Here is a 16,267-nt window from a genome sequence, read left to right on the forward strand (position 1 = left end):
CATGAAATAATGTAAAAGTTGGAGAGATTTTGATTTAAAATATCAAAAAACCTCACAGGTTTCGGAAACCTGTGAGGTTTAATTATCACATTTTCAAATTATCAAATTGGAAAATTATTCGGTTACATAACTCTCCACGCTCGGACAAGTACAGATCAAATTTCGGTCACCAAATGCATCGTCAATTCGCGCTACCGGCGTAAAGAATTTGCGGTCTCTCACCCACTCCAGCGGATAAGCCGCTTTTTCACGTGAGTAAGGGAAATTCCAATCATCAGCCGTTACGATGTCCAATGGATGTGGTGCATTTTTCAACACATTATCATCCTGTGGGAAATCTCCGTTGGCTACTTCATCGATTTCGGCTTTGATTTGGATCAAAGCTTCTACAAATCGATCCAATTCTGCTTTACTTTCCGATTCTGTCGGTTCGATCATCAAAGTTCCGGTAACCGGAAACGAAACCGTCGGTGCATGGAATCCATAGTCCATCAATCGTTTGGCAATATCAGAAACTTCGATTCCCAGTTTTTTAAACGGACGGAAATCCAAAATGAATTCGTGTGCTACTACATTTTGCGCATTGGTATACAACACATCATAGTATTTTTCCAACTTCACTTTCATGTAGTTCGCATTGAGAATCGCATGTTTAGTTGAATTGGTCAATCCCTTTTCACCCAACATACGGATGTAAGAATAAGAGATCAATAAAATCAAAGAAGAACCATAAGGCGCAGCCGAATAAACCGTATCGGACTTTTCGCCCCCTGTTTCGATCAATGGATGTCCTCCCAAATAAGGCGCCAAATGACTTGCTACGCAAATCGGCCCAACTCCAGGACCTCCACCTCCATGCGGAATCGCAAAGGTTTTATGCAAATTCAAATGACAAACATCGGCACCGATCATTCCCGGAGCCGTCAATCCCACTTGAGCATTCATATTGGCACCGTCCATGTAGATTTGACCACCGGCCTCATGAACCAATTTCGTTACTTCTTTGATGTTGGAATCAAATGCACCATAAGTCGACGGATACGTAATCATCAAAGCTGACAAATTATCTCTATGAATGCCAATTTTCGCTTTTAAATCATCGATGTCAGTCTCACCACTTGGTAAATTTTTCACTACGACGATCTTCATTCCAGCCATTGCCGCAGAAGCAGGATTGGTTCCATGTGCAGATTCCGGAATTAAAACGACATTTCTATGACCTTCACCTTGATCGATTTGGTAAGAGCGAATCACCATCAAACCTGCATATTCGCCTTGCGCTCCCGAATTTTGCTGAACGGAAGTTGCAGCAAATCCTGTGATTTCAGAAAGGTAATTTTCTAAATTATGGATCATTTCCTGATAACCCAAAGCATAGGATTTTGGAACAAATGGATGAATCGAATTAAATCCGCTCCAACTCAAAGGCAACATTTCTGTCGCTGCATTCAGTTTCATCGTACATGAACCCAATGCAATCATGGAATGGTTGAGTGCCAAATCTTTTCGTTCCAAACGTTTGATGTAGCGCATCAATTCTGTTTCGGTATGATAAGATTTGAAAACATCATTGGTCAAAAATTCAGAAGTTCTGACCAATTCCGAAGGAATTTTGGCTTCCTTAAATTCAACTTTATCAATGGATTTTCCTTTTATTTCTGCAAAAATCCCGATTAAATGTTCCAATTCTTCTTCTGAAACGACTTCATCAATTGCGATGCTGATTTTTCCGTCTTCAAAGAAGTTCAATAAAATATGATTGGCTTCGAATTGTTCTTTCGTAACACTTTCTGCTTCGATTTGAATGGTATCAAAGAAATGATCATGAATGGTTTTATATCCCAATTCGTTCAAAGCATCATTTAACCGAACTGCTTTTTTATGGATGGTTTGGGCGATATTTTCCAATCCGTTTTTACCATGGTAAACCGCATACATTGCGGCCATCACGGCAAGAAGAACTTGTGCTGTACAAATGTTAGAAGTTGCACGCTCGCGTTTAATATGTTGTTCACGGGTTTGCAAAGCCATACGTAATGCAAATTTTCCGTTTCGGTCTTGAGAAACACCGATGATACGCCCCGGAATCTGGCGTTTGTAATCTTCCGTACAGGACATGAAAGCTGCATGAGGACCACCATAACCCATCGGAACGCCAAATCTTTGGGAAGTCCCAACAGCAATGTCAGCACCCATTTCTCCAGGTGATTTTAATAAAACCAACGCCATCAAATCTGTTGCCACAACCACTCGAATTCCCTTGGCTTTTAAATCGGAAATCAAATCTGTATAATCTGTAACTTTCCCTGATTTCCCCGGATATTGTAAAAGCGCACCATAGAATTCATCTGTAAAATCAAAATCGTCTGGATTTCCAGTTACAATTTCAATCCCCAGTCCGCTGGCTTTGGTTTCACAAACCGCCAAACTTTGAGGAAAAATGTCTTCTGCAATAAAAAACTTATGGGCTTCTTTTTTGTCTTTCCCTTTGGTTTCGTTCATCATGTGCATGGCTTCTGCACAAGCCGTTGCTTCATCTAGAAGCGAAGCGTTTGCAATAGGAAGTCCGGTCAGGTCTGAAACGACAGTTTGATAGTTCAACAAAGCTTCCAATCGACCTTGAGCGATTTCGGCTTGATAAGGTGTATAAGCCGTATACCAACCCGGATTTTCCAAAATATTTCTTTGGATAGGCGATGGTAAAATGGTACGGTAATAACCGTAACCGATGAAGCTTCTCGCCTTGATATTTTTATCTGCCAGTCCTTCTAAATGCTGAAGAATTTCATATTCAGATAAAGCTGATGGCAAATTCAAAGGTTGTTCAAATCTGATTTCAGCGGGCATCGTCTCGTTTATCAATTCATCAATTGATTCTTTCCCAATTTCAGAAAGCATTTCTACCGCATCATTTGAAAGTGTTCCGATGTGGCGAAGTGAAAAATCTTGTGTGTTCATATTTGTATTGCGGTGATTTTAATTGAAGCCCAAATTTACGATTATAAATCGGATTAAAAACTAATCTTTATCAACCGTTGTTGATATTCATTTATCTTTGTTTGCGATGATTCAATACTTTGAAAAATACCTCATCAGAACCAATCTATGGGTCGCCTTTTGTTTTGGTGGATTATTGGCCTTTTTCCAATTAAACCTTTATGAATTAAACCCTTATGTACTCGGAATCGTCTTCTTCGGTACTTTGGCCATTTATAACTTCACCCGCATCAAACACATCAAAGAATTTCGGATTTCGTTTCAGGAAAATTCTACTCAAATCATACTAACACTCATCGGTCTCATCGGCACACTTATTTGTCTTTTGCTGCGCGGATTTGAACTCAAAACATTCTTATACCTCGGAGTTTTGGCGTTTGTCAGTTTTTGCTATTCCCTACCCTTCTCCAATTTAGGACTTCGGGGCATCCCTTTTTTGAAGCTATTTCTCATCGCATTCGTTTGGGCGGGAAGTTCTATCGGACTTTTACTGGTGGTTCACCATTCACTGATTCAATACGTTTCTTTGTTTTTGGCAGTGTTTTTCTTTGTCATCGGCATCACGATTCCCTTCGACATTCGCGACAAAATCACCGACGAATCTGAACTCAAAACCATTCCCCAAACCATTGGATTGAATTCCTCAAGAATCCTGTCCCTGCTTTGTTTGCTGTTGAGCGGAATTTTATTTTATGAAGAATTCGGACACATGAATGATTCGATTCTCGCTTGGTGGTTTACGCTTATCATTTCCGCAATATTGGTTATGAATTCAAATGAGAAACGAAGTGATTTTTACTTCTCCTTTTGGGTAGAAAGCTGTTCGGTTTTACCATTGTTGATTTACCTTTTGCTTCAATTTTGACGCTTCTCGAATACGCCGCAAGCATACAATGCCCAAAGCATCAAAACAGGTTGAAAGAACAAACGAATCAGCCTTTTTGTATCCGTATCCAGTCCAAATGCATCAATCCCATTGACGTATTGCGAAATATTTCCCGGAAAAACAGCCAGAAAAAATAAAGCAACGACCCATCCCACCCATTTTTTGCTTCTACCTAAAATGAGAATTCCTAAGCCTAAAATAATCTCAACCACGCCCGAGGCAAGTACCACAAAGTCCTTGCTAAACGGTGTCCAGTCCGGCACCTGTGCCTGAAATTCAGTTCTTGCAAAAGTCATGTGTCCGATTCCCGCCATCAAAAGACTGAACCCCAAAACCCATCTCGCTATATTTCTTAAATCAAATTTCATAACTCATAATTGAATCTTAAAGTTAAATGATTTGATTCAAATCTAAATCAATCGCATCTATATTTTATTTAACTTTCCCTTACCAAATAATAATTCGCAATGTACATCCGCAAAAAGCACGGCAAAGGTTTCCGTTATTCAGACCGAAACGGCAAAACCGTTTCTGACAAAGAACTGAAAGATTACTTCAAATCACTGGTCATCCCCCCTGCTTGGAGCGATGTGGAAATCAATGAAAAGAAGAACGCCAAGATACTGGTTACAGGTCGCGACGACAAAGGCCGCAAACAATACATCTACAACCCTAAATTCCGAACCAAACAAGACCAGAAAAAGTTTGACCGAATCATTGCTTTTGCAGAGCAACTCGAACATATGCGCCGCGTGACCGGACAACATCTGCGCAAGAAAAAACTGACTCGAGATAAAGTTCTGGCGTCTATGGTTAGGCTTTTGGAAACCGCATTTTTCCGCCCCGGAAGCGACAACTACGCTAAAGAAAACGAAAGTTACGGCATCACCACGATGCGCAGCAAACACCTCAGCATAGAAGGAAACGAACTCATCTTTTCCTATACTGGCAAATCGGGAATCGAACAGGAAAAGCATATTCTCGATGCTAAACTCGCCAAAATCGTCAAAGAAATCGACGAACTTCCCGGCTACGAAATCTTTAAATACTACGACGAAGACAACCAAATCCGCGATGTAAAGAGCGATGACCTCAACGCCTACATCCGCGACGTGATGGGAGAAGAATATTCCGCCAAGGATTTCCGCACCTGGTCAGGAACGATGATTGCCGCAATTGCGCTCGACGAATTAGGAACTGTGGAGCCTAAAGACCAAAAACAACTGGACAAGAACATCCGTCAGGCCGTCATTGCCGTAAGCGAAAAACTGGGAAATACGCCCGCAGTAGCGAGAAGTTCCTATATTGATCCAAGGGTTATTGACGAATATTTAGACGGAAAAACCTTGAATTATTTCAACAAAGAAGTCGACCGTTTGCTCAAAAAACAACAAAACCTTTCCCGTGCTGAAGTCGGCGTACTCTGCTTACTCAAAGACCGCTTAAAATAAAAAACCGAACTTCTCTCAATTTCGGAAGAATTTTCTTGGGGTTTTCTTCGCTTTTTTTTCGGGTCATGTTAGGGGTAAGTCCATAATAAGTCCATAGTTTATATAGAGATACTATAGTTTAATTATGGGTTAAAATTTGAGATTTTTACTACATAATTCGAAGCAATTTCGAATAAAATCCCTAATAACCTTCAGATTAAATTATGGTATCAAGTTTGTAATAATTAGGGAGAATAAATTGAAAATTAAAGCTTTCAAAAATTCGGCATCAATTTTTTAACTCAAAAACAAATCAAAATGAGCAAAGAAAATTTATACAATCAGGATGCAATCAAAAAGTTGCAGGATATGGTCAACAAGATTGACATCGGCATGCTTTGTACGCATACCGACGATTCCAAACACGTTCATGCAGTTCCGATGAGCCGGCAGGAAGTAGACGATCATGGGAATATATGGTTCATCTATTCGGCATTGAGCGAAAGTTTCAAACACCTGCAAAAGGACAGCTCGGTTTGTTTGCTTTACTCCGACCCGGGAAGCTATAATTTCCTGAGTATTCACGCGGAAACTGAGACAACTCAGGACAAAGCACGCATCGACAAGTATTGGAATAAAATGATGGACGGTTGGTTTGAGCAAGGTAAGGATGACGTAAATATCAGAATCCTGAAAGTAATGCCGCAGGAAGCTCATTACTGGGACACCAAGTCCAATAAGCTGGTGACCTTTTTCAAAGCTGCAGTCAGTGGTATTTCAGGTGAGGATTTGGATGTAGGTCGTGAGGGAGATTTGAATATTTAAAATTAAATGTTTAACTATATAAAATAAATAATTATGTCTAAAAGAATTGCAATATTAGCCACACATGGATTTGAAGAAAGCGAATTAAAATCGCCAAAAGAACACATCGAACAACAAGGATGGACGGCCGAAATCGTAAGCCCCGAGTCAGGAAGCATCAAGGCCTGGGCTGAGAAAGATTGGGGTCAGGAATATAAAGTGGACAAGGATTTGAGCGCTGCTTCAGCTTCAGATTATGACGCATTGGTTCTACCGGGCGGTGTAATCAATCCCGATCAATTAAGAACAAATGACAAAGCTTTGAGTTTCATCAAAGATTTCTTCCAACAAAAGAAACCCGTTGCTGCGATTTGCCACGGGACCGCAGCTTTTGATTGAAGCAGAAGTAGTGAACGGACGCAAACTGACTTCGGTTAAAAACATCAGCAAAGACCTCAAAAACGCAGGTGCAAACTGGCAGGACGAAGAAGTAATTGTGGACGAAGGTTTAGTGACAAGTCGTACACCTAAAGACCTTCCCGCCTTCAACGCTAAATTGGTTGAGGAAGTTCGAGAAGGAAAACATTCCGGTCAACACGCTTAAATTTCAGCGGTTTACAAATCAAACGTCATCGAGTAGATGGCGTTTTTTATCTCCTACAATAAATCATTGCTTTTGAATAAGATTAGTGGATTTGAATAAAATGAAAGCATGTTTTTTGTAATTTTAAAAACAATTTGATTCCGATAATATGAAAAAATCCGTTATACTCCTGCTCACAGCACTTTTGTTCTTGGGTTGTAAATCTAAAAAAGACAACCAACTTTTCGAGGTAAATCCTGAATTTGCAGCCTACGTATCGGCCTATACATCAGGATTGGTTTCGACGGAAAGCAACATCAAAGTCATTCTCCACACTGATATTCCACTGGAATTAAATGAAGATCAATCGCTCAAAAATGAAGTGATGAGTTTTTCGCCATCCATCAAAGGTAAGACCTATTTGGTGGATAATTCGACTTTGGAATTTCATCCGGAAGAGAAATTGGAACAAGGTGAAATTTATACCGGAAAATTGGATCTAACTTCTATTTACACCAAAATACCTGATGAACTCAAAGTTTTTGAATTTCAATTTCAAGCCAAAAAACAGGATTTCACAGTAAGTCTGGATGGTCTTCAAGATACCCAAGATGGACAAGGAAATTATCAATTTTCGGGAAATATCTATACCGCTGATTTTGCGAACTCTTCTCAAATCAATGAATTACTCGAAGCAAAATTGGATGGAAAAAAACTGCCTGTTTCTTGGGAACATTCGGATAATCAAAAAAACCATCGGTTTACAATCAAAGGTTTAGAATCTGATGAAACTGCAAAAAATTTGATCTTAAAATGGAATGGAAAACCTTTGGAAATCAAAAAAAACCTAAAACAGGAATTTGAAATTCCGGCAACAAATGATTTTAAAATCACCCAAATCAAATCCGTTTCGCATCCCGAACAATATATTTCAGTCAATTTTTCTGAATCTTTACGTAGTGATGCCTTTTTAGATGGTTTGATCGAAATCAACCGCACCAATAAAAGTGAACAAAACAACAACGATTATTATTACGATTCTCAACCCGACAATTATATCAAATCGACGGTCATCAATGGAAATGAATTAAAAATCTATACCGCAAAAAAAATCGGTGGCGAATACGAACTTTCCATTCATCCCGGAATTTCAAGTGCTTATGGCAATAAAATCATAGCAACTCAAAAGGAAAAAGTAAATTTCATCAATTTATTTCCCCAAGTGAAATTCGTAGGAAATGGCAATATCATTCCTTCCTCTGATGGTAAAATCAATCTTCCTTTTCAAGCAGTAGGACTAAAAGCTGTACGTGTTGAAATCACCAAAATTTATGAAAACAACGTGCATCAATTTTTTCAGTATAATCATTACAATCAATCCAATAACCTAAAACCCGTTGGTAAAAAAGTCTTAAATAAAATTATACCCATCACAAATTCTGATAATTTTAATATCCATGAGTTGAGTGTCTATCAATTGGAATTGTCAAAATTTATAGAACCAGAACCCGGAGCGATTTACAACGTAGAATTTTCATTTCAACAAGATTTTGCTTCCTATCCATGTTCCGGAAATTCAGGTGAATCTGAAATATTGGCGCATGTAGAACCCAAAAAAGATGATTATGATACTGATGCTGAAATGTACATTTACGATGATTATGATTATTACTACCCAGATGGCTACAAATGGCAAGACAGGGACAATCCATGTACGGTTTCCTATTATACTTCGGAAAAAAATGTAAGCAAAAACGTATTGGCCAGTAACATTGGTTTAAACTTCAAAACCGGAAAAAATAAAACCGGATACGCCACCGTAACCGACATTCTATCTGCCAAACCGATGGAAAACGTCATCATCAAAGCCTATGATTTACAAAATCAATTGGTAGGCGAAGGAAGCACTGACGGTCAAGGTTTTGCAGAGTTTAAGATGAACAGAAAACCATTTCTGATCGTTGCTGAAAAAAACAAACAAAAAGGTTATGTAAGGGTAGACAACGGTTCTTCTCTCTCTCTTTCCAATTTTGATGTGGAAGGCGAATCTTCTGCTTCAGGTATAGGCGGATTCATTTATGGAGAAAGAGGTGTTTGGCGACCAGGCGATAAAATGCATCTCACCTTTGTGATGGACCAATCCATGACCCAAATTTCAGATGAACAACCTGCCATCATAGAGCTAAAAAGTCCTGATGGACAATTGATGCAAAGAAAAGTCAACAGCAATCCGGTAAACGGTTTTTATACTTTCGAATTGGAAACTGCTCCTGATGCCAAAACAGGAAATTGGACTGCCCAAGTGAAAATCGGTGGCATGACTTTTTACAAATCACTAAAAGTTGAAACCATCAAACCCAATCGACTGAAAATCAACACCATTTTCCCGGAAGAAATTATCACCAAATCAACTACAGGTCAAGGGTTTAAAATCAAAGCCAATTGGTTAAGTGGTGCTGACGCACAAAATCTAAAAGCCAATGTCCAAGCCAATCTTTTCTCGGAATCAACTCAATTTAAATCTTTTCCTAAATATTCTTTTTCTGACCCTTCCCGAAATTTCCCCATGCAGGAAATGACAGTTTTTGATGGAGCGCTCAACTCAAATGGTGAAGCCAATATTCCAACAAACATCAACCTCGACATCACACCTCCGGGAATGCTGAAAATGGGATTGTTCACAAAAGTATTTGAGTCAGGAGGTGACTTCAGCACTTCTTATGTCACAAAAGAATTTTCACCTTATTCGACTTATGTTGGTCTTCAAATCCCAACAGATAACGAATTCTACGAAATGCTCGAAACAGGAAAAGAACATACAGTTAACGTCGCAACCGTAGATTTTAAGGGAAATCCTGTTTCGAAAAGCGGCATCAAAGTCTTCATTTACCGCATGAAAAACTCTTGGTGGTACAATTCTGATTCAAATGATTTGGCTTATTATGTAAACCGTTCTTATGAATTTTTAACCGAAGAAAAATTGATTTCTACCACAAATGGAAAAGGATCGTTTAAAATCAATATTCCAAACGATCAATATGGAAATTATTTCATCAGAATTTTAGATCCGGAAAGCGGTCACGCAGCCGGAAAAACGATTTGGATCGATTGGCCCAACTGGAGAAGCCGTGGTGACGGAGCTACTGAAAGTGCTGCCATTTTAAACTTTAAAGCGGATAAAACTTCCTATAAAGTAGGTGAAAAAGCCCAAATTACCATTCCATCTTCTGTCGAAGGAAATGCACTTGTTAGTTTTGAAAATGGCGTAAAAGTCATCGAAAGAAAATGGATCACCACAGAAAAAGACCAAACCAAATTTGAGGTGGAAATTACGGAAGAAATGGCACCCAATTTTTATGTCAACATCAGTTTACTTCAGCCTCATAATGCGACAATCAACGATATGCCCATCCGCATGTATGGCGTAATTCCATTAACCGTTGAAAATCCAAATCGGAAATTGAATCCTATTATAAAATCACCTGAATCCATCCGACCAAACAGCAATTATTCTGTTTCTGTTTCTGAAAAATCAGGAAAAGAAATGACCTATACTTTGGCTGTGGTGGACGAAGGTTTACTGGACATTACCAATTTTAAAACACCCGATATTTACAATTATTTTAACCAAAAACAAGCGCTTGGTGTCAATACTTGGGATATTTTCAATTATGTACTCGGCGCTTATGGAGGAAGAATTGAAAGTGTATTCACAATCGGTGGCGACATGGCGCTATCCAATTCAAACAAAGAAAAAATCAACAGATTTAAACCAGTTGTACATTTTCTAGGTCCATTTACAATTGGGAAAGGAGAAAGCAAATCGCATCAATTGAAAATGGACAATTACGTCGGATCTGTAAAAGTGATGGTCGTTGCCGGAAATGAATCAGGGTTTGGAAATGCAGAAAAAAATATTGCTGTCAAACAACCATTGATGACTTTGACCACTTTGCCGAGGGTTTTGAATCCGGGTGATGAAATCACGCTTCCGATCAATGTTTTTGCCATGGAGAACAACATCAAAAATGTATCGGTTGCTGTTAAGTCCAATTCATTGATTCAAATAGAAGGTGAAAAAACACAAAATTTGAAATTTGAAAAAACAGGAGATCAGTTGGCCAACTTCAAATTGAAAATCCCTGAAAAATTAGGCAAAGCAACCTTGACCATATCTGCGGTTTCAGGTGGAGAAAAAACTTCAGAAAACATCGAAATAGAAGTTCGAAGCCCCAATCCTCCGATGACTTTTACGACCAGTCAAGAAGTCAGTGCCAACCAAAGTTGGACCAGCGTTTATGAGCCATTTGGCATGACAGGAACTACTGATACAAAGTTGGTTCTCTCCTCAGTTCCCAACCTAAATTTAGATGAAAGGATGCGCTATTTGATCCAATATCCACATGGATGCATAGAACAAACCACTTCAAGTGTTTTTCCACAATTGTTTTTAGAGCGTTTGACCAATTTAAGCGATGCACAAAAAAAAGATGTTCAGTATAATGTCGAACAAGCATTGAAAAAATTCAAATCTCACCAAACTCCTAGTGGTGGTTTGGCATACTGGCCAGGAATGGGAGATGCAGATAAATGGGGAAGTACTTATGCTTTTCACTTTGTATTGAAAGCAGAAGACTTAGGGTATAAAATTCCTGCGGGACTAAAAGATGGATTGATTAGATACCAAAGAAAAATAGCCAAAGAATGGAATGGCTACAATGACAAATACTATTACAACGACCTAGATCAAGCTTACCGTCTGTACACCCTCGCATTGTCCGGAAATGCAGAATTGGGATTGATGAACCGATTGAAAGAAAAGAAAACCAGTGTGGCAACGCTTTGGCGACTTTCTGCCGCTTACCAAATGGCAGGACAACAAAGCATCGCAAAAAAACTGGTAGGAAATTTAGCTACAAATGTAAAGGAATATAAATTTAACCAATACACCTACGGCTCTTCTTTACGCGATAATGCAATGGTTTTAGAAACTTTAACGCTCATTGGTGAGCGAGGCAAAGCACAGAATTTAGTTCGTCAAATCGCAAAAAATTTAAATTCAGAATCCTGGTACAACACCCAGACTACAGCATTTTCACTTTTGGCAATTTCGGAATTCCTCGGAAAAAATCAATCCGGTAAAAACATTGAAGCCACGGTTTTCATCAATGGAAAATCCACAAAAATTTCAAGTTCCAAACCGTTTTACAACTTAGATTTACCTGAAAAATCAGGTTCATTTACGGTCAAGGATCAATCCGGCACGCTTTTATTTGTCGATTTGGTACGAACGGGGACTACTATGGATGAAAAATTAGAACCATCACAGTCTAATTTAAACATGAAAATTTCGTATTTCACGTTGGACAACAAACCTATCGATCCAAATAAACTCAACCAAGGAACGGATTTTAAATGTGTCGTCAATATCACAAATCCGGGAATGATGGGGAATTATAAGGAATTGGCTTTGACCCAAATGTTTCCATCCGGTTGGGAAATCATCAATACGCGTGTCAATAATCAAGCGACTTCTGTACAAAATTTAGGGTTAAACTATCAAGATTTCAGAGATGACAGGGTTTATTCCTATTTTGATTTAAGCGCAGCCCAGCAAGTATCGATAACCATTTTACTCAATGCAACTTATAAAGGGAATTTCTATTTACCCGCAACTTATTGTGAAGCCATGTATGACAATTCCATTCATGCAGTGCTTCCGGGAAAAAGAGTGACGGTAAATTAAAAGATTTTCAGGAACAAAAAAACCGGTGAATTTCACCGGTTTTTTTATGATTAGCTAAAATTTATTTAGCCTTTTCTTCTCTTACAGCATTCATTTTTTCAGATTCAGCAGTTGTTCTAGCTGCAGCTTTAACAGAAGTACCTTTTGCAGCAGTAGCTGTATTTTGTCTTGTTTTTGCAGTAGAAACATTGGCATCAGCTTTTTTCTCCACTTTTGAAGCTTCAATTTTCTGAGCATCAGAAACTTTGTTTACTGCTGCTTTTTCTTGTGCAAATAAAGCAGGCGCAACTGCAATAGCAAATAAAGCGATAAATTTTTTCATAATTTTTTGATTTTACGGATTAACATTATAACCAAAGCTAAAAAAATTTTCGATACCTTTTGAAAAAATCTTCAATAAATCCTTTCAAAAATCTGATGAATAGAAAAATAGCAAGCCATAAGCCGGATTCTGTTTCCAATTCATTGGAACTTTGTCATTTATCTGGTTTCGCCGTTACCGACGAAATCTATCTGCCTACCCCTTGGCGTTGGACGAGCAGCCCTCACCCGACTGAGTCGGGAACCAATATACATGGCATTGCACCGCATAGAGTTTACCTGGTTTCACTACAGCCTTACTGTACTTGCTTTCTGTTGCACTTGTCCTCTCTCGGCTGAGCCGAGAGGACGGGTGTTACCCGTTATGCTGCTCTTTGGTGTCCGGACTTTCCTCCCTCCGCCGTGACGGAGAGCGACAAAGTGGCTTGCTGCTACAAAGATAGAGATTTAGGAATTAAATTTAGAACACGACAAAAATTGTATATGGTTGATAAAAATATCTTTATGATATTTAAGAATTCATAGAATCTGCCTTTGGCGGTATAGGGGTATATAATTATTTTGATCATTCTATGTTCCACGAAATGTGGAAACTATTTTAACTAATGAGCACTGATAAAATAGAAAAAAAACTATGCGCCTATGTGGTTAAATTACAGTTTATTATATTTTTTATCGTGTGTTGAAGCAATAAATATTTTCTTATCAGAAATCCAATCCTGTAAAATATCTTTAATTTTTTCTGATTCAACTAAAAAACCATCGTGACCATAAGCTGAATCTATTTCCCGATATACCGAATTGGGTAAATGATTTGCCAGATAAATTTGCTCTTCCTTTGGACATAAAATATCACTGCTGATTCCTACCACCAATACATTTTGTTCAATGCTTTCCAAAACAACTTCCAATGATGCCCTATTTCTTGCCAATTGATGCGTATCCATCGCTTCTGAAAGTTTAAAATAGGTCAAAGCGTCGAAACGACCGGCTAATTTTTCTGCCTGATATTGAACATAAGTTGCTGCTCTATGATTTTGAAAGGTGGACAAATTTGTATCAGACTGTTGTGATTTGAATAATTCATAATTTCGATAAGTCAACATCCCAAATGCCCGAGCCGCTTTTAAACCATGATCACCTAAGCCAATTTCTCCTTTTGCCCAATTTGGATCTGCAGTAATCGCCATCCTTTGTGCGGCATGTATCGCTTTTCCCCAAGCACTTTCTTCTGCCGAAGTAGCTATCAAAAACAAATTTTCAATTGAAATAGCATCCATAATCGCCCATTCCAATGCCTGATAACCACCCATACTTCCTCCAGCCAGAATTTGAATTCGTTCAATTCCCAAATGTTTTTGTAACAATTGATGCGCTTTTACCATATCCCGAATCGTAAAAAAAGGAAAGTCGATTCCATATTTCTGCGCAGTTTTCGGATTTAAACTTGTAGGACCTGTCGTTCCATAGCAACTTCCCAAAATATTGGCACATACTATAAAATATTTTTCAGGATCAAATATTTTTCCTTTTCCAACCAAACCACTCCACCAATCCTCAACATCTGCCGAAGCCGTAAGTGCATGACATATCCAAATGACATTGTCTTTGTTTGCATTTAAATTTCCATAAGTATAATATGCAATTTCAATTTCAGGAAGTTTATCTCCCAATTCTAATTCAAATGAATTTGGATATTTGAAGGTTTCTTTCATCTTTTCTAATTAATTGCTCCGAAATTTGTCCAATAGAAACTCCATTTTTAATGGAAATTTTAAAATACCGAAGCTATTTGCTTAATTTTTAATACGATTAATATTGAGTCAAAATAAGATCAAATATAATTGAATTCTTAAATTGCACTGAAAATACACCAATGACAAACATTCAAATTAACTATCATAATGACAGCAATTCTTTCATAGCGGAAGATGAATTTGGCAATATCATTACGTTCAGATCCGATCGGGAAACACATGAAAATTCTCCGACATCAACCGGAAAAAATTTAGGACCGATGCTTAGCCTTTTGATGGCGGTTGGTGCGTGTAGCGGAATCGACATCGTCATGATTTTGGACAAACAACGACAAGAATTTGACCAATTATCCATAAAAGTATCGGGCGAAAGAGAAAAAGACAAAACTCCTGCGCTATGGGAAACCATCCATGTTGCTTATTATTTAGAAGGTGATTTGGATAAGGATAAGGCAAATCGCGCAGCCGAATTGTCCATTACCAAATATTGTTCGGTGCTGGAAACGCTTCGCAGAGCCGGAGCTGAAGTATCATATGAAGTTTTTGTAAATACTAAATAATTAGTTAAAAAAATGGACAAAATCACGCAAGCCATCCGCACCCAAATCAATCAAACTGGAGAAAAAGAACATTCAAATCCACTCTTTATGACCAGTAGCTTCTGTTACGATAATGCAGAAGAAATGCGTGCTGTTTTTGCAGACGAGAAAGAAGGTAATATTTACAGTCGGTTCATCAATCCCAATACCCAAGAATTACAAGAAAAAATGGCCATTTTGGAAGGTACTGAATCGGCGTATGCCGTCGCTTCCGGTATGGCTGCCATGTTTGCGACTTTTATGGCTTTACTGAAACAAGGCGATACCTTAGTTTCTTGCAATGCCATTTTTGGGAGTACACATACTGTTCTCACCAAATATTTACCGAAATACGGCATCAACCAACATTATGTTCCGGTTGATGCAACCGAAGCTGAATGGGAAGCTGCAATTGATGAAAATACCAAAATGCTTTTTCTGGAAACACCGACAAATCCTGCTTTGGACATTTTGGATTTGGAAATGGTGGGAAGAATTGCAAAAAAATACCATTTGCTTTTTGTGGTGGACAATTGTTTTGCGACACCATTGATCCAACAACCTCAGAAATTTGGAGCCGATTTGATCATTCACTCCGGTACAAAATGGTTGGATGGTCAAGGACGCGTTTTGGGTGGAATCATTTGTGGAAAAAAAGAATTAATACATGAAATATATTTGTTCAGTAGGAGTTCCGGACCGGCGCTTTCGCCATTCAACGCATGGATTTTGAGTAAAAGCCTTGAAACACTGGATGTCCGTATGGAACGTCATGCTTCCAATGCACTTTATTTGGCAGAAAAATTGGCGCATCATGAAAAAATTGAATGGTTGAAATATCCACAACTTCTCTCGCATCCGCAATATGCAATTGCCAAAAAACAGATGAAAAATGGTGGTGGATTATTTGCCTTTAATTTAAAAGGTGGACTGGAAGCAGGTCGCCAATTTCTAAACAATCTGAAAATGTTGTCCTTGACCGCTAATTTAGGTGATACAAGAAGTATCGCTTCGCATCCGGCGAGTACTACGCATGCAAAGCTGACGGACGAAGAACGCATGAAAGTAAACATCACGCCGGGACTGATCCGTATTTCAGTTGGTTTGGAGCATAGAGATGATATTTTGGCCGATATTTTACAGGCTTTGGAGAATGTTTAAATGG

At 38.5% G+C, this 16,267-nt stretch carries 10 protein-coding genes, 1 other RNA gene and 1 pseudogene; 7 read left to right on the plus strand and 5 right to left on the minus strand.

The window, feature by feature from the left end; all coding sequences use genetic code 11:
• Positions 1–114: 114 nt before the first annotated feature.
• On the minus strand, positions 115–2,958 hold the full coding sequence (gcvP, locus tag HU137_RS01030) for an aminomethyl-transferring glycine dehydrogenase (RefSeq protein ID WP_182041953.1): 2,844 nt from the start codon (positions 2,956–2,958) through the stop codon (positions 115–117).
• A gap of 106 nt (positions 2,959–3,064) precedes the next feature.
• Between gcvP and HU137_RS01035 the strand changes: the two genes are divergently transcribed.
• Positions 3,065–3,862: a UbiA prenyltransferase family protein gene (locus HU137_RS01035; RefSeq protein WP_182041954.1), complete on the plus strand. Its 798-nt coding sequence runs from the start codon at positions 3,065–3,067 to the stop codon at positions 3,860–3,862.
• Here HU137_RS01035 and HU137_RS01040 read toward each other — a convergent pair.
• Positions 3,853–4,251 carry a DoxX family protein gene (locus HU137_RS01040; protein WP_182041955.1) on the minus strand — a complete coding sequence of 133 codons (399 nt, stop codon included), beginning with the start codon at positions 4,249–4,251 and terminating at the stop codon, positions 3,853–3,855. The genes HU137_RS01035 and HU137_RS01040 overlap by 10 nt on opposite strands.
• 99 nt (positions 4,252–4,350) lie before the next feature.
• Between HU137_RS01040 and HU137_RS01045 the strand changes: the two genes are divergently transcribed.
• The 4 genes and pseudogenes from HU137_RS01045 to HU137_RS01060 all read left to right on the plus strand — a co-directional run bounded on the left by HU137_RS01045 (position 4,351) and on the right by HU137_RS01060 (position 12,446).
• A complete protein-coding gene (locus HU137_RS01045; RefSeq protein ID WP_182041956.1) occupies positions 4,351–5,334 on the plus strand; it encodes a DNA topoisomerase IB in 984 nt (327 codons plus the stop codon).
• A gap of 297 nt (positions 5,335–5,631) precedes the next feature.
• Positions 5,632–6,138, plus strand: coding sequence for a pyridoxamine 5'-phosphate oxidase family protein (locus HU137_RS01050; RefSeq protein ID WP_262890123.1), 507 nt, complete (start codon positions 5,632–5,634; stop codon positions 6,136–6,138).
• Positions 6,139–6,171: 33 nt separating this feature from the next.
• Positions 6,172–6,721, plus strand: a pseudogene (locus HU137_RS01055) (type 1 glutamine amidotransferase domain-containing protein).
• A gap of 148 nt (positions 6,722–6,869) precedes the next feature.
• Positions 6,870–12,446, plus strand: a complete 5,577-nt coding sequence (locus HU137_RS01060; RefSeq protein ID WP_182041958.1) for an alpha-2-macroglobulin family protein — start codon at positions 6,870–6,872, stop codon at positions 12,444–12,446.
• A 61-nt stretch (positions 12,447–12,507) separates the two neighbouring features.
• Here the strand turns inward: HU137_RS01060 and HU137_RS01065 are convergent, their stop codons facing one another.
• The 3 genes from HU137_RS01065 to metX all read right to left on the minus strand — a co-directional run bounded on the left by HU137_RS01065 (position 12,508) and on the right by metX (position 14,482).
• Positions 12,508–12,768, minus strand: coding sequence for a hypothetical protein (locus tag HU137_RS01065; RefSeq protein WP_182041959.1), 261 nt, complete (start codon positions 12,766–12,768; stop codon positions 12,508–12,510).
• Positions 12,769–12,871: 103 nt separating this feature from the next.
• Positions 12,872–13,199: RNase P RNA component class A (gene rnpB / locus HU137_RS01070), an RNA gene on the minus strand.
• 221 nt (positions 13,200–13,420) lie between these two features.
• Positions 13,421–14,482 carry a homoserine O-acetyltransferase MetX gene (gene metX, locus HU137_RS01075; RefSeq protein WP_182041960.1) on the minus strand — a complete coding sequence of 354 codons (1,062 nt, stop codon included), beginning with the start codon at positions 14,480–14,482 and terminating at the stop codon, positions 13,421–13,423.
• 161 nt (positions 14,483–14,643) lie between these two features.
• Between metX and HU137_RS01080 the strand changes: the two genes are divergently transcribed.
• Both HU137_RS01080 and HU137_RS01085 read left to right on the plus strand, forming a co-directional pair.
• On the plus strand, positions 14,644–15,084 hold the full coding sequence (locus tag HU137_RS01080; protein WP_182041961.1) for an OsmC family protein: 441 nt from the start codon (positions 14,644–14,646) through the stop codon (positions 15,082–15,084).
• 12 nt (positions 15,085–15,096) lie between these two features.
• A complete protein-coding gene (locus HU137_RS01085) occupies positions 15,097–16,263 on the plus strand; it encodes a trans-sulfuration enzyme family protein (RefSeq protein ID WP_182041962.1) in 1,167 nt (388 codons plus the stop codon).
• Positions 16,264–16,267 lie beyond the last annotated feature (4 nt).

It is taken from the genome of Moheibacter lacus (genome assembly GCF_014042165.1).
Taxonomy (GTDB): Bacteria; Bacteroidota; Bacteroidia; order Flavobacteriales; family Weeksellaceae; genus Moheibacter; species Moheibacter lacus.

What these genes read in the sequence shown, in the direction of transcription:
- gcvP (WP_182041953.1), bottom strand. Translation starts at nt 2,958, where the DNA reads ATGAACACACAAGATTTTTCACTTCGCCACATCGGAACACTTTCAAAT.
- HU137_RS01035 (WP_182041954.1), top strand. Translation starts at nt 3,065, where the DNA reads ATGATTCAATACTTTGAAAAATACCTCATCAGAACCAATCTATGGGTC.
- HU137_RS01040 (WP_182041955.1), bottom strand. Translation starts at nt 4,251, where the DNA reads ATGAAATTTGATTTAAGAAATATAGCGAGATGGGTTTTGGGGTTCAGT.
- HU137_RS01045 (WP_182041956.1), top strand. Translation starts at nt 4,351, where the DNA reads ATGTACATCCGCAAAAAGCACGGCAAAGGTTTCCGTTATTCAGACCGA.
- HU137_RS01050 (WP_262890123.1), top strand. Translation starts at nt 5,632, where the DNA reads ATGAGCAAAGAAAATTTATACAATCAGGATGCAATCAAAAAGTTGCAG.
- HU137_RS01060 (WP_182041958.1), top strand. Translation starts at nt 6,870, where the DNA reads ATGAAAAAATCCGTTATACTCCTGCTCACAGCACTTTTGTTCTTGGGT.
- HU137_RS01065 (WP_182041959.1), bottom strand. Translation starts at nt 12,768, where the DNA reads ATGAAAAAATTTATCGCTTTATTTGCTATTGCAGTTGCGCCTGCTTTA.
- metX (WP_182041960.1), bottom strand. Translation starts at nt 14,482, where the DNA reads ATGAAAGAAACCTTCAAATATCCAAATTCATTTGAATTAGAATTGGGA.
- HU137_RS01080 (WP_182041961.1), top strand. Translation starts at nt 14,644, where the DNA reads ATGACAAACATTCAAATTAACTATCATAATGACAGCAATTCTTTCATA.
- HU137_RS01085 (WP_182041962.1), top strand. Translation starts at nt 15,097, where the DNA reads ATGGACAAAATCACGCAAGCCATCCGCACCCAAATCAATCAAACTGGA.